We start from the raw sequence: 21,600 nt of genomic DNA on the forward strand, positions 1-21,600 counted from the left end.
CCCCTCCGCCAAAAACCCTTGTTGGTCTCTCTCCCCCCCCCGCCGGCGTTTGAGGCGCGGGGGTCCGGGGGCAGGGCCCCCGGCAATGGCGCCGCGGCAGTCCACGCGCGGGGTCCGGGGCGGAGCCCAGGGGTCGGGACGGGCTACGCGGCCGTGGCCCGGTCCTGTTCGGCCTCTACGGCGGCGTTCCAGTCGCGCTTGATCGCGCGCCAGCCCTCGTCCGTCTCGCCCAGGCGCCAGTAGCCCGAGATCGACAGGCGTTCGCGGGGGATGCCGCGTTCCAGGCGGAGGTGGCGGCGCAGCTCCTTGACGAAGCCCGCCTCGCCGTGGACGAAGGCGTGGACGTCCGCCGAGGGGAACTCCAGGGCGGTGACCGCCTCCACCAGGGCCTCGCCGATCGGGCGGTCGCCGCGGTGGAGCCAGATCGGGACGATGCCGTCCGGGGTGGCGATCTTCTGCTCGTCCTCCGGGCCCTCGATCTCCACGAGGGCGTGGACCCGCGCGCCCGCCGGCATCCGCTCCATCGACGCGGCGATCGCCGGGAGCGCGCTCTCGTCGCCCACCAGGAGGTGCCAGTCGGCGGTCGGGTCCGGGGCGTAGGCGCCGCCCGGGCCGAGGAAGCGTACGAGCTCCCCCGGCTGGACGCGGGCCGCCCAGGGGCCGGCCAGGCCCTCGTCGCCGTGGACGACGAAGTCGAGGGTCAGCTCCAGGTGCGCCGGGTCCCAGCTCCGTACGGTGTACGCGCGCTGGCGCGGCCACTGTGCCCGCGGGAAGTCGGCGCGGATCTGCTCCAGGTTCCACGGCGCGGGGTAGGTGACGCCTTCCGCGGGGAAGAGGATCTTGACGTAGTGGTCGGTGAACTCGCCCGCGCCGAATTCCGCCAGGCCCTCACCGCCCAGCACGATCCGCACCATGTGCGGCGAGAGCCGCTCGGTGCGTACGACGACGGCGGTACCGACGCTGCGGGCGCGTCCTTCTGCCACGGTGTTCCCCTGACTCCCCTGAAAACTTAGCCTTACCTAAGTTAGCACCTCAAGCGTGCAATGCGGTGCTCAGGCGGGACACTGCTCCCCCCAGGCCCCACCGATGGGCCAGCGCGTCGACCAGTTCCGGCTGCGCGGGCGCCTTCGGCAGGGCCGGGTCGAAGGGCGGGAGCGGGACGTCGGAGGCCACCTGGACCACCTTCGGGGCCACCGCCAGGTACGGCCGGGACTCGTCCAGCCGCTTGCGCTGCGTGGGGGTCAGCTTCGACTTCGGGTCGTCGACCGCCGCGATGATCCCGGCCAGGGTGCCGTAGGCGTCGAGGAGCTTGGCCGCCGTCTTCTCGCCGATGCCGGGCACGCCCGGCAGCCCGTCGCTCGGGTCGCCGCGCAGCAGTGCCAGGTCGGCGTATCCGGGGCCGTCGACGCCGTACTTCTCGCGGAGCCACGCCTCGTCCGTCACCTGGAGGCTGCCCACCCCCTTGAGGGGGTACAGCACCCGCCGCTGCCGGGCGTCGTCCACCAGCTGGTACAGGTCCCGGTCGCCGGTGACGATGTCCACCGGGCCCGTCGCGCGCGCGGTGAGCGTGCCGATCACGTCGTCCGCCTCGTACCCGGCGACCCCCACCCGGGCGATGCCGAAGGCGTCCAGTGCCGCCTCGATGATTGGCACCTGCGGGGCCAGGGTGTCCGGGGTCTCCTCCACGTCGGGGCCGGTCTCGGTCTCCAGTGCGACCCGGTGGGCCTTGTAGGAGGGGATCAGCTCCACCCGCCAGTGCGGCCGCCAGTCGGCGTCCATGCAGGCCACCAGGTCGTCCGGCCGGTGGTCCTGGACGAGCCGGCCGATGAAGTCGAGCAGCCCGCGCACGGCGTTGACGGGGGTGCCGTCGGGGGCCTTCACGGAGTCCGGCACACCGAAGTAGGCGCGGTAGTAGAGGGATGCGGTGTCCAGGAGCATCAGGCGTCGTGTCGTCACGGAGTCGATGATGCCGCAACGTGCCCGCGCCACGGACAGTGAGCGGACGGGTACGGGAAGGCCCGTGCACGCGAAACCGGAGCCGGTTGCTGCGTATGGTGCTTACAGCACACCGATGTGCGACAGACATGGGGAGGGCAGCCCCGAAATGAACAGCAGGGACGGCACGGACGGCCTGGTCGACAAGCTGGACGACAGGAACGACAGGCACGACAAGAACAGGGACAAGGACAAGGACGGCAAGGAGCCGCTTCGTGTGGGCGTCGCCGTGCGCAAGCGGCGCCGGGCGCTCCATCTCACGCTGGCCGCCGTGTCGGCGCGCAGCGGCCTGTCGGTGCCCTTCCTGAGTCAGATAGAGAACGAGCGGGCCCGGCCCAGCATGCGGTCCCTGGAGCGGGTCGCGGACGCGCTGGAGACCACGGCCGTGGAGCTGCTGGCCGCTTCCGACACCGCGCGCACGGTGGACCTCGTACGAGCCGGCGACGAGTCCGGGCTGACCCCGGTCCCCGGCGTGCGGCCCCTCGTACGCGGGCACCACCAGCTGCACGCCCTGGAGTTCACCGGGGACCAGGACGCCGGCCGCGAGTACCAGCACCGCAACGACGAGCTGATGTACGTGGTCGCGGGTGCCTGCCAAGTGGAGGCGGAGGGGCGCGCGTACCGGCTGGAGAGCGGGGACGCGCTGTTCCTGTCGGGAGGCGTACGCCATCGCTGGCGGGCCGTCACCGAGGACACCCGGATCCTGGTGGTCGCGGTGGGCGACCACATCCACGCGACGTCCGAGCCCCCGTCGCCGGGGCACTGAGCGCGGTGCGGCGGGTCGTTTCGCTGGTGCCCTCGCTGACCGAGGCGGTGGCCGAGAGCGCGCCCGGCCTCCTCGTCGGGGTCACGGACTGGTGCACGCATCCGGCGGACCTCGGTGACGCGGTGCGGATCGGGGGGACGAAGAACCCCGACGTACGCAGGATCGCGGAGCTGCGGCCGGACCTGGTGATCGCCAACGAGGAGGAGAACCGGGCCCCCGACCTGGCGGCGCTGCGCGCGGCGGGGGTGGAGGTGCTGGTCACCGAGATCCGGGACCTGCCGCAGGCGCTGCGGGAGCTGGACCGGGTGCTGGTGGGGGCGCTGGGGCTGGGGCGGCCGGGGTGGCTGGCGGACGCGGAGACCGCGTGGGCCCGGGTGGAGCCGGTCGGAGCGCTCACCGCCTTCGTACCCGTGTGGCGCAGGCCCTGGATGGTGCTGGGCCGGGACACCTTCGCGGGGGACCTGCTGGCACGGCTGGGGGTGCGCAACGCGTACGCGGGGCACCCGGAGCGGTATCCCCGGGTGCCGGTGGAGGAGCTGGCGGCCAGTGGCTGCGATCTTGTGGTGCTCCCGGACGAGCCGTACCGCTTCACGGCCGAGGACGGCCCGGAGGCCTTCCCCGGCCTGCCGGCCGCGCTGGTCAGCGGGCGGCACCTGACCTGGTACGGACCCTCGCTGGCGCAGGCCCCGGAGGTGCTGGGCCGGGCCCTGCGCGAAGCCCTTTAGGTCCTGTCCGCCCGGACAGGACCTAGCGGGGAGCGGCGAGCAGGCGGCCGGAGAACAGGCCGCGCAGGGTGTGTACGGCGGCGAGCAGCCAGGCGGTCACCAGGGCGAGGAAGAGGGCCGCGGCGAGCCAGGCGAAGGCGGTCAGGCCGGTGTGGCGGGCCAGGCCGGCGGCGCCGGTGACGCAGGTGCCGACGGGGAAGGTCAGGGCCCACCAGGTCATGGCGAACCCCATGCCGTGACGGGCCGCCCGGACCAGCATGGCCACGGAGAGGGCCAGCCACAGGAGGGCGAAGCCCATCACGGGGACCCCGTAGACGACGGCGAAGGCGCCGAGCGCCCCGGCGTAGGGGGCGCCGATCGACTGGGGAGCCATGTCGGCGAGCTGGTTCACGGCGGTGGTGGACTGGCCGAGGGGGCCGAGGACCAGGAAGAGCGTGGGGGTGAGCGCCAGGGGGAGGGGGCCGCCCACGATCAGCCGGCCGAAGACCAGGGGGAGCATCAGCAGCACGGCGAGCAGGCTGATGCCGAACATGGCGTAACAGGCGAGCAGCAGGGCCTCGCGGGGCTGGCCGGCGGGCAGGTGGGGGATCAGCAGGGGGCCGACGGCGGCGGAGACCATCGGGGCGACCAGGGGCAGCAGCCAGACGGGGGTGGCCTGGCGGGGCTCGACCTTGTGGCGGACCACCATCAGGTAGGGCACGGCCACGGCCATGACCAGGCCTATCGCGGTGCCGGCGGTGAAGAGCACGGTGTCCACGGCGACGGCGGCGCCGGTCCCGATGAGGTCCTTGCCGACGATGAGGGTGCCGCCGCCGACGGCCAGCAGGGCCATCGCGAGGCAGCCGTAGAAGGGGGCGACGGCGGGGTCGAGGAGGTGGGCGCGGGCCTGGTCGCGGTGGTGGATCCAGTGGCCGGCGCGGGCGGTGAGCAGGACGGCGAGGACGACTGCGGACAGGGCCCAGACGAGCTGGCAGGCCACGCGCTGGCCGGGTATCTGGTACGGGAGGGTGGCGCCGGCGTTGGCGATGATCGCCGTGCCCATGACGGAGGCGTACCAGTTGGGGCCCAGGTGCCGCAGGGCCTTGTGGGCCTGGGGCAGCTGGGAAGTGGTGGTGCGGGGTCGCACGAGGGTGGTGGCCATGTCCCCAGCCTCGTGCCGGTGCGGCCGGGGCGGCAGAGGTCATCTCGCTATGAGGCCATAAACTGATGTTATGTCTGACGAGGAGTGGGTTCCGCTGGCGCACCGGGTGCCGGACCTGGGTGCGCTGGAACTGCTGCTCGCGGTCGCGCGGGTGGGCAGCCTGAGCGGCGCGGCGCGGCGGCTGGGCATCACCCAGCCCGCGGCGAGCAGCCGGATCCGGGCGATGGAGACGCGGCTCGGCGTGGCGCTGGTGGACCGTTCGCCGCGGGGGTCGACGCTGACGGCGGAAGGCGCGCTGGTCACGGACTGGGCGCGGCGGGTGGTGGAGGCGGCGGAGGCCTTCGACGCGGGCGCGCAGGCCCTGCGCGGGCAGCGGGACTCGCGGCTGCGGGTGGCCGCCAGCATGACCATCGCGGAGTACCTGCTGCCGGGGTGGCTGATCGCGCTGCGCGGGCAGCGGCCGGACACGGCGGTGTCGCTGCACGCGGGGAACTCGGCGGTGGTCGCCGAGCGGGTGCTCACCCACGAGGCGGACCTCGGCTTCGTGGAGGGGCTGACGGTCCCGGAGGGCCTGGACTCGGCGGTGATCGCGCAGGACCGCCTCGTCGTGGCGGTGGCGCCGGGGCACCCGTGGGCACGGCGCTCGCGGGGGGTGGAGGCGGCGGAACTGGCGTCGACCCCGCTGATCCTGCGGGAGCGGGGGTCGGGGACGCGGCAGGTGCTGGACGCCGCGCTGGCTTCGAGCGGGGGGTTGGCGCCGCCGCTGCTGGAGCTGGCGTCGACCACCGCGGTGAAGGCGGCGGCGCTGAGCGGTGCGGGGCCGTGCGTGTTGTCGGAGCTGGCGGTGGTGGACGAGCTGGCGGCGCGGAGGCTGGTGGAGGTGCCGGTCGCCGGTGCGGCGCTGGACCGTGTGCTGCGGGCCGTCTGGCCGGCGGGTGCTCGGCCGGCCGGCCCGGCGCGGGACCTGCTGTCGCTGACCCGTCGCCGCGCCTAGCCGCCCGGCTGGGGGGGGGCGGGTGCGGCGCCGTTGCCGGGGGCGCTGCCCCCGGACCCCCGCGCCTCAAACGCCGGCGGGGCTATATTTCAGCCCCTCCGGCGTTTGAGGAGCGGGGTTCGGGGCGGAGCCCCGGATCTTTGAGCCGCGCCGGCGATTGAGGCGCGGGGCCGGGCGGAGCCCGGGAAGCCCCGCGCAGCGGTCAGGCCACCGGGATCGCCGCGCGGGCAGTGGCCGCCTCGATGAGGGACGCCATCACGCGGGTGTCCTTGTCGCGTTCCGGGTGCCATTGGACGCCCACGACCCAGCAGGAGGGGTCCGGGAGTTCGATCGCCTCCACCGTGCCGTCCAGCGCGTGGGCCGAGACGATCAGGCCGCGGCCCAGGCGGTCGACGGCCTGGTGGTGGAAGGTCGGGACCTCCGCCACCTCGGGGACCAGCGCCGCGTACCGGGTGCCCGGGACCGGGCGGACCGGGTGCCAGGAGGTGGCGCCCGGGGTGTCGGCGTGGCCGTCCATGTGCTGGATCAGCGTGCCGCCGAGGGCCACGTTCAGTGCCTGCATGCCCCGGCAGATGCCCAGCACCGGAGTGTCCGAGTCGAGCGCCGCGGTGAGCAGGGCCAGCTCCCAGTGGTCGCGGACCGTCGCGGGGGCCCCCGTACGGGGGTCGCGCGCGGCGCCGTAGTGGACCGGGTCCAGGTCCGGGCCGCCCGCGACCACCAGGCCGTCCACGCGGCTCAACACCTCCGCCGCCGCCTCGGGTTCGTCCGGTGGGAGCAGTACGGCCGAGCCGCCCGCAGCCTGGACGAGTTCGTAGTACCCGGTCGGTACGAGGGACGTCGGGAGGTCCCACATCCCGTAGCGGGTGGATTCCTCCACGTAGGTGGTGATGCCGATGAGCGGCCTGGGCACGTTCGATACCTCCGGCGAGGGCAGGGGCAAGGGGCAGGAGCAGGAGCAGACAGCAGGGTCAGAATTTCAGTCGCGGGTCAGTTCCGCCTCGGCTTCGGCGAGAGCCGCGAATTCCTCTTCGGGCGCCGAGGCCACGAGGTGGTGCCGACTGTAGATCGCGAAGTAGGCGAGGGCGACGGCGTACACGGCCAGCGCGATGAATGCCGCGTCCTTGTCCACCAGGAAGGTGGCGACCAGGGCCGACAGGGCGAGTACGAAGGCCACCGAGGAGGTCAGGATCCCGCCGGGGGTGCGGTACGGGCGCTCCAGGCCCGGCTCCCGGCGGCGCAGGACGATGTGGGAGAGGGCCATCAGCGCGTAGGAGATGGTCGCCCCGAACACCGCGATGTTGAGCATGCGGGCGCCGTTGCCGGTGGCCGCGGCGAGGGCGAAACCGATCGCGCCGGGGATGACGAGGCCCAGGTACGGGGCCTTGCGCTTCGAGGTGAGGGAGAGGAAGCGGGGCAGGTAGCCGGCCCGGGAGAGGGCGAAGAGCTGGCGCGAGCCCGCGTAGATGAGGGAGAAGAAGGAGGCCACCAGGCCGGCCAGGCCCGCGTAGTTCACGAAGCGGCTCAGTGCGGTCGGGCCGTCGTCCCCCTCCAAGGCCACGACCAGGGGGTTGCCGGCTGCCTTGACGGCGTCGGCGCCCTGGGCGCCGGTCGCGGCGAAGAAGGTGATCAGCGCCAGCAGGGTGAGGATCCCCATGGAGATGGCGAGCGCCTTCGGCATGGAGCGGACCGGGTCCTTCGCCTCCTCGGCCGCGAGCGGTACGCCTTCCACGCCGAGGAAGAACCACATCCCGAAGGGGAACGCGGCCCAGATGCCCAGCACGCCCAGCGGCAGCCAGGAGTTCGAGCCGAAGGCGGTCTCGTCCACGGCGATGTCGTTCAGGCCGGCGGTGTCGAACTCGGTGAAGGCTCCCACCGCGAAGATCAGCAGCGCGGCGACGGCGATGGCGGTCACGACGAGGCTGAAGCGCAGTGCCTCGCCCACGCCCCAGAGGTGCACGCCGATGAAGATCACGAAGCAGCCGAGGTAGACCGGCCAGCTGGAGGTGAGGCCGAACAGGCCGAGGGATTCCACGTAGTCGCCGATGAAGATGACGATCGCGGCCGGGGCCAGGATGTATTCGATGAGGATGGCGGTGCCGGTGAGGAAGCCGCCCCAGGGACCCAGCGCGCGGCGGGCGAAGCCGTAACCGCCGCCCGCCGTCGGCAGGATGGTGGACAGTTCCGCGAGGGAGAAGACCAGGCAGGCGTACATCGCGCCCATGAGGACGGTGGCGATGGCGAGGCCGCCGAAGCCGCCCTTCTCCAGGCCGACGTTCCAGCCCGAGAAGTCACCGGAGACGACGTACGCGACGCCGAGGCCGGTGAGCAGCAGCCAGCCGGCGCTGCCGCGGCGCAGGGTGCGGCGCTCCAGGTAGTCATCGCCGCCCGCGGGGGATCCGGTGGATTCGGCTACGGCTGTCCGCCGTGGCTCGATGTCGTTGGCCATCGTGCGCTCCTGCCTCAGGGCAATGGTTGTGGGGCGTACCTTTGCCGCAGTGGAGTGGAGTGCGCAAGACCTCTGCGTTAAACAGAAGTTACGAATCCCTCTCGGGCCTCCCCGGATCGGCTCAGGTCAGGAAGCCCCGCAGCAGCGCGGCCGTCCCGCAGCAGTGCTCGCGCATCGTCTCGCGCGCCCCGGCCGCGTCCCGTTCCAGCACCGACTCCACCAGCGCGGTGTGCTGCTGCTGGGAGTGCTCCAGGTTGCGCACGAGCAGCGGGATGCAGTCCAGCAGGTCGTTGACCGTGGCCCGGACGGCCGCGTACTGGGCCGTCAGGGTGGCGGACCCGGCCAGTTCGCACAGGGTGAGGTGGAAGAGGGTGTCCTGGCGGCGGTAGTCGGCGAGCGGGGCGTCGTGGGTGGCTCCCAGCGCGGCGAGCAGCCGCTCGGTGCCCTCCTCGGTCAGCCCCTGGGAGGCGCACAGTCCGGCCGCCCCCACCTCCAGGACCTCGCGGAACCGCAGGACGTCCTCGATGTCCACGCCCGCGACGCGCCGGCGCAGTTCCTCCTCGGCGCCGCCCGCCGGGGTGTCGGGGCGGGGCCGGACGAACGTTCCGCCGTACCGCCCGCGCCGGGCCTCGACCAGGCCCTGGTCCTGCAGGACCTTCAGCACCTCGCGCAGGGTGACCCGGCTGATTCCCATCCGCTCCGCCAGCTCGCGCTCGGGCGGCAGGCGTTCGCCGCCCGGCACCAGACCCAGCCGGACCACCTGGAGGATCTGCTCCAGGGCCTCCTCGAAGCCGTTGCCCGCCCGCACCTGCCGCAGCACGGGATTCAGTCGCCGTGCGGCGTCACCTTCGCTCGCCGTGTCGGTCATCTCGGCTCCTCCCCTTCCCAAGCAATGGTTCTATTCAATACCTTAGGCCTCCTCGGCTCACCGAAGGAGAGATTCCAGTGGTAGACCGCAAGCCGCCGCTCGCGCCCGAGGAGCTCCGCTCCCTCGTCGCCAGCGGTGAGATCGACACAGTCGTCCTGGCCTTCCCCGACATGCAGGGGCGCCTCCAGGGCAAGCGGTTCGCCGCTCAGTTCTTCCTCGACGAGGTCCTCGCGCACGGCACCGAGGGCTGCAACTACCTGCTCGCCGTCGACACCGACATGAACACCGTCGACGGGTACGAGATGTCCTCCTGGGACCGGGGCTACGGCGACTTCGCCATGCACCCCGACCTCGCCACCCTGCGCCGCATCCCCTGGAACCCGGGCAGCGCCTTCGTCCTCGCCGACCTCGCCTGGAACGACGGCTCGCCCGTCGTCGCCGCGCCCCGGCAGATCCTGCGCCGCCAGCTGGAGCGGCTCGGCGAGCTCGGATACACCGCGATGGTCGGCACCGAGCTGGAGTTCATGGTCTTCCAGGACACCTACGAGCAGGCCTGGAACGCCAACTACCGCGGCCTGACCCCCGCCAACCAGTACAACATCGACTACTCCGTCCTCGGGACCGGCCGCGTCGAACCGCTGCTGCGCCGCATCCGCAACGAGATGCAGGCCGCGGGCCTGGTCGTCGAGTCGGCGAAGGGGGAGTGCAACCTCGGCCAGCACGAGATCGCCTTCCGCTACGACGAGGCGCTCACCACCTGTGACCAGCACTCCGTCTACAAGACCGGGGCGAAGGAGATCGCGGCCCAGGAGGGCGTCTCCCTCACCTTCATGGCCAAGTTCGACGAGCGCGAAGGCAACTCCTGTCACATCCACCTCTCGCTCGGTGACGCCGACGGACACAACGCCATGGCCGGGGACGGACCGGGCGGAATGTCACCGCTGATGCGGCACTTCCTGGCCGGTCAGCTGGCCGCGCTGCGCGACTTCTCCCTTCTCTACGCCCCCAACATCAATTCGTACAAGCGTTTCCGGCCGGGATCCTTCGCGCCGACCGCCGTCGCCTGGGGCGTGGACAACCGCACCTGCGCGCTCCGAGTCGTCGGCCACGGTCGCTCCATGCGCTTCGAGAACCGCCTCCCCGGCGGGGACGTGAACCCCTACCTCGCCGTCGCCGGCCTGGTCGCGGCCGGGCTCTACGGCGTCGAGAACCGCCTGGAGCTGCCCGAGGCCTGCGGCGGGAACGCCTACACCGCCGACTACGCGCACGTCCCCGCCACCCTCCGCGAAGCCGCCGAGCTCTGGGAGAACAGCGAGATCGCCAAGGCCGCCTTCGGCCCCGAAGTGGTCGCCCACTACCGGAACATGGCCCGCGTGGAACTCGACGCGTACGACTCCGCGGTGACCGACTGGGAGCTGCGCCGCTCCTTCGAACGCCTGTAACCCTCCCTCCGAACTCCGAACGTCTGTGAGGCACCACGTGTCCGATGTGCTGGCCCCTCCCCAGTTGAAGGTCCTCAATCCGGCCACCGAGGAAATCGTCGCCATCGTCCCGGCCGCCACACGGGACGATGTCGACGCGGCCGTCGCCCGGGCCGCCGCGGCCCAGCGCGCCTGGGCGGCGGCCGCCCCCGCCGACCGGGCCCGGCTGCTGCGGCGCTTCGCCGCGGTCGTCGACGGGCACATCGAGGAACTGGCGCAGCTGGAGGTCCGCGAGGCCGGCCACACCATCGGCAACGCCCGCTGGGAAGCCGGCAACGTACGCGACCTCCTCGACTTCGCCGCCGGGGGAGTGGAGCGGCTCTCCGGCCGCCAGATCCCCGTCGCCGGCGGCATCGACGTCACCTTCCTCGAACCCCTCGGCGTCATCGGCGTGATCGCCCCCTGGAACTTCCCCATGCCGATCGCCGCCTGGGGCCTGGCCCCGGCGCTCGCCGCCGGCAACGCCGTCATCCTCAAGCCCGCCGAGACCACCCCGCTGACCGCGCTGCGCCTCGCCGAACTCGCCCTCGAAGCCGGGATCCCCGAACACCTCTTCCAGGTGCTCCCCGGCCACGGGGCGGTCGCGGGCGACGCGCTCGTCGAACACCCTGGCGTGGCCAAGATCGTCTTCACCGGCTCCACCCGTGTCGGCAAGCAGATCATGGCCAAGTGCGCCGACCGGGTGAAGCGCGTCACCCTCGAACTCGGCGGCAAGAGCCCCAACATCGTCTTCGCCGACGCCGACCTCGAAGCCGCCGCGGCCGCCGCCCCCATGGCCTTCCTCGACAACACCGGCCAGGACTGCTGCGCCCGCACCCGGATCCTCGTACAGCGCTCCGCCTACGACCGCTTCCTGGAGCTTGTCGCCCCGGGCATCGCAGCCGTGGCCGTGGGCGACCCGCTCGACGAGAAGACCCAGATGGGCCCGCTGATCTCGCGGACCCAGCTGGAGCGCGTACGGTCCTATCTCACCGACGACCTCACCACGATCCGCGGCACCGCCCCCGAAGGCCCCGGCTTCTGGTACCCGCCGACCCTCGTCACGGACGTCGCCCCCACCGCGCCCGTCGCCGTCGAGGAGGTCTTCGGCCCGGTGGCCGTCGTCCTGCCCTTCGAGGACGAGGAGGACGCCGTACGCCTGGCCAACGCGACCGAGTACGGCCTCTCCGGCTCCCTCTGGACCCGCGACATCGGCCGCGCCCTGCGCGTCTCGCGCGCCGTCGCCGCGGGCAACCTGTCCGTCAACTCCCACAGCAGCGTCCGCTACTGGACCCCCTTCGGCGGCTACAAGCAGTCCGGGCTCGGCCGCGAGCTCGGACCCGACGCCCTCACCGCTTTCACCGAGACCAAGAACGTCTTCATCAGCACGGAGGCCTGAAGAACATGACCACTGAAGAGATCGTCTGCCGCCGCCTCGTCGGCCGCACCGCCGTCATCACCGGCGCCGGCAGCGGCATCGGCCTCGCCACCGCCCGCCGGCTCGCCTCCGAGGGCGCCAACGTCGTCTGCGGCGACATCGACGAGACCGCCGGCAAGGCCGCGGCCGAGGAGGTCGGCGGGACCTTCGTGAAGGTCGACGTCACCAGCCCCGAGGAGGTCGAGGCCCTCTTCAAGACCGCCTTCGACACCTACGGCTCCGTGGACATCGCCTTCAACAACGCGGGCATCTCGCCCCCGGACGACGACTCGATCCTCACCACCGGCCTGGAGGCCTGGAAGCGGGTCCAGGACGTCAACCTCACCTCCGTCTACCTGTGCTGCAAGGCCGCCCTGCCCTACATGCAGCGCCAGGGCCGCGGCTCCATCATCAACACCGCCTCCTTCGTGGCCATCATGGGCGCCGCCACCTCCCAGATCTCCTACACCGCCTCCAAGGGCGGCGTCCTCGCCATGTCCCGCGAGCTCGGCGTGCAGTTCGCCCGCGAGGGCATCCGCGTCAACGCCCTGTGCCCGGGGCCCGTCAACACCCCGCTGCTCCAGGAGCTGTTCGCCAAGGACCCCGAGCGCGCGGCCCGCCGCCTCGTGCACATCCCGCTGGGCCGGTTCGCCGAGCCCACCGAGATCGCCGCCGCCGTCGCTTTCCTCGCCAGCGACGACTCCTCCTTCATCAACGCCACCGACTTCCTCGTCGACGGCGGCATCTCCGGCGCGTACGTCACCCCCCTGTAGCCAGCCCCCGTCAGCCGGGCCCGGCCGGGCGCCTCACGAGGCGCCCGGCCGTTCCACATCCCGACCACCTCCGGACCGCGTCCCGAACCCCGAGGAGCAGCATGCAGAGAAAATGGGCGGCCCCCCTCGCCCTCATGGCCGTCACCGGCTCCGGACTCCTCCTGGCGCCCCCCGCCCAGGCGGGCCAGGCCTCCTGCCCCCGTGTCACGGTCGGCGGCGGCTGGTACGGGGACAACCAGGCCCGGCTCCAGCAGCTCATCGACCAGTACGGCACCTGCGGCCGGCGGCACAAGCCCGTCGCCGTCTTCGACTGGGACAACACCGTCGTCAAGAACGACGTGGGCGACGCCACCATGTACTGGCTGCTGCGCAACGGCAGGATCCGCCAGCCCGCCGCCGGGGACTGGTCCACCACCAGCCGCTTCCTGACCCCCGCCGCCGCCCGGGCCCTGGCCGACGCCTGCGCCGCCCTCGCCCGACCCGGCGCCCCGCTGCCCACCGGGACCCCCGAGGGCGCCGGCTGCGCCGACGAGATCAACGCCGTCTACGGGACCGCCGCGACCCGCACCGGTGCCGCCGCCTTCGCCGGCTGGGACCGCCGCACCACGGAGCCCTCGTACGCCTGGCTGCCCCAGCTGATGCAAGGCTGGACCGCCCGCGAGATCCGCGGCTTCGCCGCCGCCGCCCGCACCGAGAACCTCGCCGCGCCCATCGGCGCCGCGCAGCGGGTCGGCACCGGCACCGCCACCGGCTGGGTCCGCTACTACGACCAGCAGAAGGACCTGATCAACAGCCTCCAGAAGGCCGGCTTCGACGTCTGGATCAGCTCGGCCTCGCCGCAGCCGGTCGTCGAGGTGTGGGCCAAGGGCGTCGGCATCGACGCGGACCACGTCATCGGCATCCGCAACACGACCACGCACGGCGGGAAGTTCACCTCCCACCTGAAAGGCTGCGGATCCGTCCGGGACGGCGCCGACACGATGATCACCTACATCGACGGCAAGCGCTGCTGGATCAACAAGGAGATCCACGGGGTGCGCGGCGCGGCCGCCGAGAAGGTCCAGCCGGCCGCCCGCCGGCAGGTGTTCGCCGCCGGAGACTCCGACACCGACATCTCGTTCCTGCGCGACGCGACCGCCCTGCGGCTCGTCGTGAACCGCAACAAGAACGAGCTGATGTGCCGGGCGTACGACAACAGCGACGGCCGCTGGATCGTCAACCCCATGTTCATAGAGCCGAAGAAGCAGAAGACCGGCCCCTACCCGTGCGCGACGACGGGCTACGTCGACCACGACGGCGCCAAGGGCCCGGTCCTGCGGGGCGACGCGAGCGTCATCCCCGACCAGACCGACTCCGTCTTCTGACCCGCTCAGAGGAAGGTACGGCCCTCGCCCCGGTACGTCGGGGCGGTGCCCGTCACCCGGTCCCCCTCGACGAAGTGCAAGGTGTCGAACCGCTCGCACAGTTCGCCCGCCTTCGCGTGCCGGAACCAGACCCGGTCGCCGATCAGCAGATCGTCGGCCGGGCCGCCCAGCAGCGGGGTCTGCACCTCGCCCGCGCCCTCCTGGGGGTCGTAGCGCAGCCCCTGGGGCAGATACGGAACCGGCAGCCGGTCGGGGCCCGCCGCGCCGGAGGCGGGATAGCCGCCCCCGAGCACGGTCACCACGCCCACACCGGGCCGGCGCACGACCGGCTGCGCGAACAGGGCCGCCGGACGCCCGCTGAAGGAGGTGTAGTTGTCGAAGAGCCGCGGCACGTAGAGCCCCGACCCGGCGGCGATCTCCGTCACCGCGGCCTCGGCGGCGGTCTGCTGCACGCTGCCGGTCCCGCCCCCGTTGACGAACTCCAGGTCCGGCACCACCGCGCGGACGGCCCGCACCACCTCGGCGCGCCGCGCCGCCAGCTCCTTGCGGGCCGCGCTCTGCATGAGCCGGATGGCCCGCGAGCGCAGCGGCCGGCCGGCCAGCGCGTCGCCGACCCCGGCGACATGGCCCTCGTACGCCATCAGGCCGACGACCCGGAATCCGGGCCGGGCGGCGACCGTACGGGCCAGCTCGGCCAACTGCCCCGGCTCGCGCAGCGGGGAGCGCCGGGCACCGACCCGCAGCCTGCCGCCGAGCAGGTGCAGGGCGGTGTCCAGCTCCAGGCAGACCCGGATCTCCTCGGCGCCCCCGTCGCGGGCCCCGTCGATCAGCTCCAGCTGCGCGGGATCGTCCACCATCACGGTGACGGCGCCGGCCAGCTTGGCATCGTTCGCCAGCTCGCCGAACGCGCCCCGGTCCGCGGACGGGTAGGCGAGCAGGACGTCCTCGAACCCCGACCGGGCCAGCCAGAGCGACTCGGCGAGGGTGTACGACATGATCCCGGCGAACCCGGGCCGGGCCAGCACCCGTTCGAGCAGCGCGCGGCACCTGACCGACTTGCTGGCGACCCGGACCGGCTTCCCGCCGGCCCGGCGCACCAGGTCGTCGGCGTTGGCGTCGAAGGCGTCGAGATCCACGATGGCCAGCGGCGCGTCCAGATGCGCGGTCGCCTGGTCGTACCGGGCGCGATCGGCGGCGGGGGAGTTCATGGGCGGCAGCTTGCCAGAGGTCTCTACCGGTGGGTAGGGGTGCGCGGTCCCCACACCGGTCCCCGCACCGGTCCCCACGCCGGTCCGCACCCCGCTCCCCGACCTGGAGCGCACCCCGGTCCCCACCCGGCCCCGGCCCCCGCATCCGCCCTCGCCGGGCACCGCAACGGCCCCGCCGGGGACCCCGTAGAGTACGGACAGGCAGCCGTACGGAACGGGGGGCGGAGCCGCCGGATGACCACGACGACACCGCGGACCACGCTCCTGGGCGAGCCCGACCCACTCCCGTCCCCCCAGCCCGCGCACGCCCCGCCGCGCCGCCGCCCCGGACGGGTCCTCGCCGCCGCGCTCTGCGCCCTCATCGGGGGCGGCCTCGTCGGCGGAGCCGGCCTCACCGCCTGGTCCGAACACCGCGCCGCCCACCGGCCCCTGCCCGCCGACGCCGCCTACCGCAAGGCCGAGTCGCTGTGGCGGGCCGCGCCCGTGGACAGCCTCTTCCCGCCCGTGCTGGGCGGCCCCGCGACCGGTCCCGGCGGCTCCGACCGCACCTGGACCCGTATCGCCCTGGCCCCCGACGCCGACTGCGCGGCCGCGCTCGCCGCCGACTGGCAGAGCCTGCTGGCCGCCACCGGCTGCACCCGCGTGCTCCGCGCCACCTACACCGACGCCACCCGCAGCTCACTGATCACCGTCGGCATGGTCTTCACCCCCGCCGACGCCCCCGCGATGACCGCCCTCACCGGCCGGTTCACCGCTCCGCCCGCGTACGGGTTCGCCGACACCCAGCGCGCCGCCTGGGCCGCGTCCGTCATCGCCGAGGCCCCCGTCGTCGTCTACACCGTCTCCGCCTTCGCCGACGGCCGCCCCCTGGACGCGCCCCGCCCCGCCGCGGACCTGACGAAGAAGGACGCCACGGGAGCCGTCGCCCAGGCGGGCCTCGGGCACGAGGCCGGGGCGGTCGCCGACCGCATCGGACACGGCCTGGCGGCCCTCGCCGTACCGCCCGCCACGCCCTCGGCCTCGGCCAAGCCCGCCGCCAAACCCTCCGTCAAGCCCGCCCAGGAGGCCGCGCGATGACCCCCCGACGCGCGCTCGGCCGGGGCGCCGCCGTCCTGACCGCCGCCGCGCTCCTCGCGACCGCCACCGCGTCCCCGGCCGCCGCCGACACCATCCGGGACCGCCAGTGGGGCCTGCTGGCGCTGCGCGCCGAGGAGGCCTGGGGCACCACCCGGGGCGACGGGGTCACCGTCGCCGTCCTCGACACCGGGGTCGACGACTCCCACCCCGACCTCGCCGGGCAGGTCCTCGACGGCACCGACCTCATCGGCATGGGCGCCGGCCGCGGCGACAAGGCCTGGGCCCGCCACGGCACCGCCATGGCCAGCATCATCGCCGGGCACGGCCACGGACCCAGCCGCGGCCAGGGCGTCCTCGGCATCGCCCCGCAGGCGACGATCCTGCCGGTCCGGGTGATCCTGGAGGAGGGCGACCCGGGCCGCGCCCAGGCCCGCGAGAGCAAGGGCGGCGCCCTCGCCGACGGCATCCGCTGGGCCGCGGACCACGGCGCCGACGTGATCAACCTGTCGCTCGGTGACGACAGCGACTCCGCCCACCACGAGGCGGGGGAGGACGAGGCCGTGCAGTACGCGCTCGCCAAGGGCGTGGTCGTCGTCGCCTCCGCCGGCAACGGCGGCGAGTCGGGGGACCGTGTCTCCTACCCGGCCGCCTACCCGGGGGTCATCGCCGTCACCGCCGTCGACCGCCGCGGCAAGAAGGCCAAGTTCTCCACCCGCAACTGGTACGCCACCGTCAGCGCTCCCGGCGTCGACGTGGTCATCGCCGACCCCGACCGCGCCTACTACGAGGGCTGGGGCACCAGCGCCGCGGCGGCCTTCGTCTCCGGCGCCGCGGCCCTCGTCAAGGCCGCGCATCCGGAGCTGTCCCCGGCCCAGATCAAGAAGCTGCTGGAGGACACCGCGGCCGACAGCCCGGCCGGCGGCCGCGACGACGCCCGCGGCCACGGCACGGTGGATCCCGTCGCCGCCCTCCAGGTCGCCGAGGCGATGCGGCCGGAGGCGCCGGTGCCCGCGCCCGCCGCGGCCGAGCGCGCGTACTTCGGCCCCGGACCCGAGCCGGTCCGCCCGTCCGAGCGCAGCGCCCGGCTGGGTCCCCCGGCGGCCGCGGTCGCGGGGGCGGCGCTGCTCGCACTGGCCGCCGTACTGGCCCGGCGGCCGCGACGCGGCACCCGGCGCCGGGACGCCCGGCCGGCACAGTAGGGTCGGGTAACTGTGGCGAACATGGCGAACATGGCGAACAAGAACATTCCCGACCCGGGCTTCTCCGACGACGACGGCTCGGCCGACCCGCGGCTGACCGCGGCGCTGGCCGCCTGGGCCGAGGACAGGACGAAGGAGCCGCAGGTGCTGGCCGCCCTCAAGGGCGCCCGCCTGCTCGTGCCGGTCGTCGCGGTCCTCGGCGAGGTGGAGACCGACCCGGAGACGGGCCTGCGGCGCGAGAAGACCAGCGACATGGCCGTCCCGACCCTGCGGGCGGGTGACCGACGGGCCCTGCCCGCCTTCACCTCGACCGCCTCGCTCGCGCTCTGGGACCCGGCGGCCCGGCCGGTGGCGGTTCCGCTGCACCAGGCCCTGGCGGCCGCCGCGCACGAGAAGGCCGACACCGTGGTCCTGGACCTGGCCGGCCCGGTCGCCTACCAGCTGACCGGCTCCGCGCTGCTCGCCCTCGCCGAGGGCCGCACCGACGCGGGCCCGCTGGCCGATCCCGCCGTACGGGAGGCCGTACGGGCGGCCGTCGCCGCGGAGCCGGCCGTGCTCCGCGCCCACCTCGGCCCGGGCGGCGCGGACGCCGACGGAACCCTCGCGATCGTGCTGGCCGCGGACGCGCAGGCCCCGGCGGCCGCCGCCCGCCGCCTCGCCGAGGCCCTGGCGGCGGACACCACCCTGCGGGCCCGGCTGGTGCGGGGGCTGGACCTGGCGCTGCTGCCGTCGGACGCGCCGGCTCCTCCCGGCGAGCCGCTGTTCACCCGCTGAACCACGTCACCCGCCGGACCACGCACATGAGGCGGGTCCCTCCGTAACGTCACGGAGGGACCCGCCTCATGCGGCTTTCGTCGTGGGATCAGGCGTACACGGGACCCGTGAACTTCTCGCCCGGCCCCTGGCCCGGCTCGTCCGGAACGATCGAGGCCTCGCGGAAGGCCAGCTGGAGCGACTTCAGGCCGTCCCGCAGCGGGGCGGCGTGGAAGGAGCTGATCTCGGTGGCGCTCGCGGTGACCAGGCCGGCGAGGGCCGTGATCAGCTTGCGGGCCTCGTCGAGGTCCTTGTGCTCGGAGTCCGGCTTGTCCAGGCCCAGGTTGACCGCCGCGGCGCTCAGCAGGTGCACGGCCACCGTGGTGATCACCTCGACGGCGGGCACGTCCGCGATGTCGCGGGTCATGGCGTCGTAGTCGGGGGCGCCGTCGGCAGCGGGGTCGGTGGAGGGTGTCGCGTCAGTCATGCGTCCCACGATATGCCGTGCGGCGGGCTTGTAACGCGGGTGCTAGTATGTACTTCGACCGGCCGGACACTTATGTGCCCGGCCCACAAGTGGAGGCTCCGTTCTCCCACCTGACTGCCCTCCGGGGCGGCGGGTCACCCGGTCAGGCGGCATCCATCGTTCCGTACGGACGATGGAAAGCTGCCCGAGTCTACGCCCCGCGATCGCATGCGGCGGTGTTCCGGTTGTTTTGGAGCCCCTGCCTGTGCCCGGCGGGGCTTTTTTCATTCTCCCGCCGCGGTCGGTCTGACGGAATTACACGTCAGCGGCTGTCTGCCAGGCAGCCGTGTGGTGCTACCGAGGAGGATCCATCAGCACCGAGCCCCGCATCAACGACCGGATTCGCGTTCCCGAGGTACGACTCGTCGGTCCCAGCGGCGAGCAGGTCGGCATCGTGCCGCTTGCCAAGGCGCTTGAGCTCGCGCAGGAGTACGACCTCGACCTGGTCGAGGTCGCGGCGTCCGCACGCCCGCCGGTCTGCAAGCTCATGGACTACGGCAAGTTCAAGTACGAGTCGGCCATGAAGGCCCGTGAGGCGCGCAAGAACCAGGCGCACACGGTCATCAAGGAAATGAAGCTCCGGCCGAAGATCGACCCGCACGACTATGACACCAAGAAGGGTCACGTCGTTCGGTTCCTCAAGCAGGGCGACAAGGTCAAGATCACGATCATGTTCCGTGGTCGCGAGCAGTCCCGGCCGGAACTCGGCTACCGACTGCTGCAGCGTCTCGCTTCGGACGTCGAGGACCTCGGGTTCATCGAGTCGAACCCGAAGCAGGACGGCCGAAACATGATCATGGTCCTCGGTCCGCACAAGAAGAAGACCGAGGCGATGGCCGAAGCCCGCGAGGCGCAGGCCGCCCGCAAGGCCGAGCGCCAGGGTGTCGCCCTCACCGATGACGAGGCTCCTTCCGAGGAAGCCGCAGTCGAGGTCGAGGAAGCCACCGAGGTCGCCTCTGCCGAGGTCACCGAGGCTGCCGCCGACGAGGCGCCGGCCGACGAGGCGAACGCCGAGGCCTGATTCCGAGGCAGCCTGTCTCGGATCACCGATACAACATGACGCTCCCGCAAGCCGGTCCCGAAACGGACCGGTGGGGAGTGCCACCGACGAGGAGATAACGGCGCTATGCCGAAGAACAAGACGCACAGCGGTTCCAAGAAGCGCTTCAAGATCACCGGCTCCGGCAAGGTGCTCCGTGAGCGCGCCGGCAAGCGCCACCTGCTCGAGCACAAGTCGTCCCGTGTCACCCGCCGCCTGACCGGCACCGCGGAGATGGCCCCCGGCGACGCCGCGAAGATCAAGAAGCTTCTCGGCAAGTGACGTTCTCCGCTCCCCCTGCCGGGAGCGGTGACGTCAAGACCGGGACCCCATCGAATTCGGGCCGTGTGAAGACACCCACGGCCCCGCTACAAGGAGTTAAAAAGTGGCACGCGTCAAGCGGGCAGTAAACGCCCACAAGAAGCGCCGGGCGATCCTCGAGGCGGCCTCCGGCTACCGCGGTCAGCGTTCGCGCCTGTACCGCAAGGCCAAGGAGCAGGTCACCCACTCGCTGGTCTACAACTTCAACGACCGCAAGAAGCGCAAGGGCGACTTCCGTCAGCTGTGGATCCAGCGCATCAACGCCGCTGCCCGCCAGAACGGCATGACGTACAACCGCCTCATCCAGGGTCTGAAGGCCGCCAACATCGAGGTGGACCGCAAGATCCTCGCGGAGCTGGCCGTCAACGACGCCAACGCGTTCGCCGCGCTCGTCGAGGTCGCGCAGAAGGCGCTTCCGGCTGACGTCAACGCCCCCAAGGCTGCTGCGTAAGGCCTGGCCGGCCGCATGAGCGGTCGGAACCTCGGACCCGCAGGCGATTCGCCTGCGGGTCCGAGTGCTTTCCCCGCGCCGCAGGGCCGTACCGCCCGATCCCGCACCGCCCGCGCCCCGCGCGCCCCGCACCCCGAGAGAGAACCGCAGAGACCATGGCTGACCTGGGTCACCCCGACGAGCTGATCTCCCCCCGATCCCCGCGGGTGGCCGCCGCCCGGCGACTGGCGCGGCGCAACTTCCGCACCAAGGAGCGCCGGTTCATCGCCGAGGGCCCGCAGGCCGTCCGTGAGGCCGTGGAGCACCGCGGGGCCTCGGGCGCGTCGACCCTGATCGAGCTGTTCGCCACCGTCGAGGCCGCCGAGCGCTACTCCGAGATCATCGACGCCGCCCTCGCGGCGGGTGCCCGCGTGCACTACGCCTCCGACGAGGTGCTCGCCGAGGTCTCGCAGACCGTCACCCCGCAGGGGCTCGTCGGTGTCTGCCACTTCCTGGACTCCCCGTTCGAGGACATCCTCAAGGCCGAGCCCAAGCTGGTCGCCGTGCTCGCGCACGTCCGCGACCCCGGCAACGCCGGTACGGTGCTGCGCTGCGCGGACGCCGCCGGCGCCGACGCGGTGGTGCTGACCGATGCCTCCGTGGACCTGTACAACCCCAAGTCGGTACGGGCCTCCGTGGGCTCCCTCTTCCACCTCCCGGTCGCGGTCGGCGTTCCGGTGGAGCAGGCCGTCGAGGGCCTCCGGGCGGCCGGCGTACGGATCCTGGCCGCCGACGGCGCGGGCGAGGACGACCTCGACGCCGAGCTCGACGCGGGCACCATGGGCGGGCCCTCCGCCTGGGTCTTCGGCAACGAGGCCTGGGGCCTGCCGGAGGAGACCCGGGCCCTGGCGGACGCCGTGGTGCGGGTCCCGATCCACGGCAAGGCGGAGAGTCTGAACCTCGCGACGGCCGCCGCCGTGTGCCTCTACGCGTCGGCGCGTGCACAGCGGGCGCCCGGAGGGTGCCGCTCCGTGACCCCCAGCTAGTAATGTGGCGGCCCGGGGGCCCACTGCGCTACTCGGAGATGTGGGGTACGGG

The 21,600-nt window shown here is 73.0% G+C and carries 22 protein-coding genes; 14 read left to right on the forward strand and 8 right to left on the reverse strand.

The window, feature by feature from the left end; all coding sequences use genetic code 11:
- Positions 1-143: 143 nt before the first annotated feature.
- Both ACZ45T_RS07150 and ACZ45T_RS07155 read right to left on the reverse strand, forming a co-directional pair.
- Entirely contained in the window at positions 144-983 is an 840-nt protein-coding gene (locus ACZ45T_RS07150) for a siderophore-interacting protein (RefSeq protein ID WP_468438324.1), read from the reverse strand.
- Between the two features lie 49 nt (positions 984-1,032).
- Positions 1,033-1,938: a 5'-3' exonuclease gene (locus tag ACZ45T_RS07155; protein WP_468438724.1), complete on the reverse strand. Its 906-nt coding sequence runs from the start codon at positions 1,936-1,938 to the stop codon at positions 1,033-1,035.
- Between the two features lie 274 nt (positions 1,939-2,212).
- On the opposite strand from ACZ45T_RS07155, the gene ACZ45T_RS07160 reads away from it, so the two are divergent.
- Complete coding sequence (locus ACZ45T_RS07160) at positions 2,213-2,761, forward strand: helix-turn-helix domain-containing protein (protein WP_468438726.1); 549 nt, start codon at positions 2,213-2,215, stop codon at positions 2,759-2,761.
- Between the two features lie 5 nt (positions 2,762-2,766).
- Positions 2,767-3,486, forward strand: coding sequence for a helical backbone metal receptor (locus ACZ45T_RS07165; protein ID WP_468438325.1), 720 nt, complete (start codon positions 2,767-2,769; stop codon positions 3,484-3,486).
- 22 nt (positions 3,487-3,508) lie between these two features.
- Here the strand turns inward: ACZ45T_RS07165 and ACZ45T_RS07170 are convergent, their stop codons facing one another.
- Positions 3,509-4,627: a TDT family transporter gene (locus tag ACZ45T_RS07170; RefSeq protein ID WP_468438327.1), complete on the reverse strand. Its 1,119-nt coding sequence runs from the start codon at positions 4,625-4,627 to the stop codon at positions 3,509-3,511.
- Between the two features lie 70 nt (positions 4,628-4,697).
- On the opposite strand from ACZ45T_RS07170, the gene ACZ45T_RS07175 reads away from it, so the two are divergent.
- Positions 4,698-5,621, forward strand: a complete 924-nt coding sequence (locus ACZ45T_RS07175; RefSeq protein WP_468438329.1) for a LysR family transcriptional regulator — start codon at positions 4,698-4,700, stop codon at positions 5,619-5,621.
- A 202-nt stretch (positions 5,622-5,823) separates the two neighbouring features.
- Here ACZ45T_RS07175 and ACZ45T_RS07180 read toward each other — a convergent pair whose 3' ends face one another.
- The 3 genes from ACZ45T_RS07180 to ACZ45T_RS07190 all read right to left on the reverse strand — a co-directional run bounded on the left by ACZ45T_RS07180 (position 5,824) and on the right by ACZ45T_RS07190 (position 8,935).
- Positions 5,824-6,531 carry a gamma-glutamyl-gamma-aminobutyrate hydrolase family protein gene (locus ACZ45T_RS07180; protein WP_468438331.1) on the reverse strand — a complete coding sequence of 236 codons (708 nt, stop codon included), beginning with the start codon at positions 6,529-6,531 and terminating at the stop codon, positions 5,824-5,826.
- Between the two features lie 66 nt (positions 6,532-6,597).
- A complete protein-coding gene (eat, locus tag ACZ45T_RS07185; RefSeq protein WP_468438332.1) occupies positions 6,598-8,067 on the reverse strand; it encodes an ethanolamine permease in 1,470 nt (489 codons plus the stop codon).
- Positions 8,068-8,188: 121 nt separating this feature from the next.
- The gene (locus ACZ45T_RS07190) at positions 8,189-8,935 is read right to left on the reverse strand and encodes a FadR/GntR family transcriptional regulator (RefSeq protein ID WP_468438334.1); all 747 of its coding nucleotides are present in this window, start codon (positions 8,933-8,935) and stop codon (positions 8,189-8,191) included.
- Between the two features lie 77 nt (positions 8,936-9,012).
- On the opposite strand from ACZ45T_RS07190, the gene ACZ45T_RS07195 reads away from it, so the two are divergent.
- From ACZ45T_RS07195 to ACZ45T_RS07210, 4 genes are all read left to right on the forward strand, one after another.
- Complete coding sequence (locus ACZ45T_RS07195) at positions 9,013-10,377, forward strand: glutamine synthetase family protein (RefSeq protein WP_468438336.1); 1,365 nt, start codon at positions 9,013-9,015, stop codon at positions 10,375-10,377.
- Between the two features lie 37 nt (positions 10,378-10,414).
- A complete protein-coding gene (locus tag ACZ45T_RS07200; RefSeq protein WP_468438338.1) occupies positions 10,415-11,794 on the forward strand; it encodes an aldehyde dehydrogenase family protein in 1,380 nt (459 codons plus the stop codon).
- Positions 11,795-11,799: 5 nt separating this feature from the next.
- The gene (locus ACZ45T_RS07205) at positions 11,800-12,585 is read left to right on the forward strand and encodes a 3-oxoacyl-ACP reductase (protein ID WP_329387616.1); all 786 of its coding nucleotides are present in this window, start codon (positions 11,800-11,802) and stop codon (positions 12,583-12,585) included.
- A 101-nt stretch (positions 12,586-12,686) separates the two neighbouring features.
- On the forward strand, positions 12,687-13,949 hold the full coding sequence (locus ACZ45T_RS07210; RefSeq protein WP_468438339.1) for a haloacid dehalogenase-like hydrolase: 1,263 nt from the start codon (positions 12,687-12,689) through the stop codon (positions 13,947-13,949).
- 5 nt (positions 13,950-13,954) lie between these two features.
- On the opposite strand, the gene ACZ45T_RS07215 is transcribed toward ACZ45T_RS07210, so the two are convergent.
- The gene (locus tag ACZ45T_RS07215; protein WP_468438341.1) at positions 13,955-15,157 is read right to left on the reverse strand and encodes an amino acid deaminase/aldolase; all 1,203 of its coding nucleotides are present in this window, start codon (positions 15,155-15,157) and stop codon (positions 13,955-13,957) included.
- A 234-nt stretch (positions 15,158-15,391) separates the two neighbouring features.
- Between ACZ45T_RS07215 and ACZ45T_RS07220 the strand changes: the two genes are divergently transcribed.
- The 3 genes from ACZ45T_RS07220 to ACZ45T_RS07230 are packed head-to-tail and all read left to right on the forward strand — an operon-like array spanning position 15,392 to position 18,207.
- Positions 15,392-16,234, forward strand: a complete 843-nt coding sequence (locus ACZ45T_RS07220; RefSeq protein WP_468438343.1) for a hypothetical protein — start codon at positions 15,392-15,394, stop codon at positions 16,232-16,234.
- Positions 16,231-17,433 (forward strand): type VII secretion-associated serine protease mycosin, encoded by a 1,203-nt coding sequence (mycP, locus tag ACZ45T_RS07225; protein WP_468438345.1) that lies wholly within the window; start codon positions 16,231-16,233, stop codon positions 17,431-17,433. Before ACZ45T_RS07220 ends, mycP begins: the two co-directional genes overlap by 4 nt.
- 30 nt (positions 17,434-17,463) lie before the next feature.
- Positions 17,464-18,207: an SseB family protein gene (locus ACZ45T_RS07230; protein ID WP_468438347.1), complete on the forward strand. Its 744-nt coding sequence runs from the start codon at positions 17,464-17,466 to the stop codon at positions 18,205-18,207.
- An 88-nt stretch (positions 18,208-18,295) separates the two neighbouring features.
- Here the strand turns inward: ACZ45T_RS07230 and ACZ45T_RS07235 are convergent, their stop codons facing one another.
- Positions 18,296-18,673 carry a DUF1844 domain-containing protein gene (locus tag ACZ45T_RS07235; RefSeq protein ID WP_360887497.1) on the reverse strand — a complete coding sequence of 126 codons (378 nt, stop codon included), beginning with the start codon at positions 18,671-18,673 and terminating at the stop codon, positions 18,296-18,298.
- Between the two features lie 325 nt (positions 18,674-18,998).
- On the opposite strand from ACZ45T_RS07235, the gene infC reads away from it, so the two are divergent.
- The 4 genes from infC (at position 18,999) to ACZ45T_RS07255 (ending at position 21,548) form a co-directional block, all read left to right on the forward strand.
- Positions 18,999-19,733 carry a translation initiation factor IF-3 gene (infC, locus tag ACZ45T_RS07240; RefSeq protein WP_468438348.1) on the forward strand — a complete coding sequence of 245 codons (735 nt, stop codon included), beginning with the start codon at positions 18,999-19,001 and terminating at the stop codon, positions 19,731-19,733.
- A 105-nt stretch (positions 19,734-19,838) separates the two neighbouring features.
- Positions 19,839-20,033 (forward strand): 50S ribosomal protein L35, encoded by a 195-nt coding sequence (rpmI, locus tag ACZ45T_RS07245; protein ID WP_030387121.1) that lies wholly within the window; start codon positions 19,839-19,841, stop codon positions 20,031-20,033.
- Positions 20,034-20,136: 103 nt separating this feature from the next.
- Positions 20,137-20,523, forward strand: coding sequence for a 50S ribosomal protein L20 (gene rplT, locus ACZ45T_RS07250; protein ID WP_007263143.1), 387 nt, complete (start codon positions 20,137-20,139; stop codon positions 20,521-20,523).
- 164 nt (positions 20,524-20,687) lie between these two features.
- A complete protein-coding gene (locus tag ACZ45T_RS07255) occupies positions 20,688-21,548 on the forward strand; it encodes a TrmH family RNA methyltransferase (protein ID WP_468438728.1) in 861 nt (286 codons plus the stop codon).
- Positions 21,549-21,600 lie beyond the last annotated feature (52 nt).

The sequence above is a fragment of the Streptomyces sp. NPDC030995 genome (genome assembly GCF_055571215.1).

Excerpts from the sequence above, each read along its gene's own strand:
- eat (WP_468438332.1), bottom strand. The coding sequence starts at position 8,067 with ATGGCCAACGACATCGAGCCACGGCGGACAGCCGTAGCCGAATCCACC.
- ACZ45T_RS07175 (WP_468438329.1), top strand. The coding sequence starts at position 4,698 with ATGTCTGACGAGGAGTGGGTTCCGCTGGCGCACCGGGTGCCGGACCTG.
- ACZ45T_RS07235 (WP_360887497.1), bottom strand. The coding sequence starts at position 18,673 with ATGACTGACGCGACACCCTCCACCGACCCCGCTGCCGACGGCGCCCCC.
- ACZ45T_RS07170 (WP_468438327.1), bottom strand. The coding sequence starts at position 4,627 with ATGGCCACCACCCTCGTGCGACCCCGCACCACCACTTCCCAGCTGCCC.
- ACZ45T_RS07215 (WP_468438341.1), bottom strand. The coding sequence starts at position 15,157 with ATGAACTCCCCCGCCGCCGATCGCGCCCGGTACGACCAGGCGACCGCG.
- mycP (WP_468438345.1), top strand. The coding sequence starts at position 16,231 with ATGACCCCCCGACGCGCGCTCGGCCGGGGCGCCGCCGTCCTGACCGCC.
- ACZ45T_RS07230 (WP_468438347.1), top strand. The coding sequence starts at position 17,464 with ATGGCGAACAAGAACATTCCCGACCCGGGCTTCTCCGACGACGACGGC.
- ACZ45T_RS07210 (WP_468438339.1), top strand. The coding sequence starts at position 12,687 with ATGCAGAGAAAATGGGCGGCCCCCCTCGCCCTCATGGCCGTCACCGGC.
- ACZ45T_RS07220 (WP_468438343.1), top strand. The coding sequence starts at position 15,392 with ATGACCACGACGACACCGCGGACCACGCTCCTGGGCGAGCCCGACCCA.
- ACZ45T_RS07155 (WP_468438724.1), bottom strand. The coding sequence starts at position 1,938 with ATGCTCCTGGACACCGCATCCCTCTACTACCGCGCCTACTTCGGTGTG.
- ACZ45T_RS07205 (WP_329387616.1), top strand. The coding sequence starts at position 11,800 with ATGACCACTGAAGAGATCGTCTGCCGCCGCCTCGTCGGCCGCACCGCC.
- ACZ45T_RS07190 (WP_468438334.1), bottom strand. The coding sequence starts at position 8,935 with ATGACCGACACGGCGAGCGAAGGTGACGCCGCACGGCGACTGAATCCC.
- rpmI (WP_030387121.1), top strand. The coding sequence starts at position 19,839 with ATGCCGAAGAACAAGACGCACAGCGGTTCCAAGAAGCGCTTCAAGATC.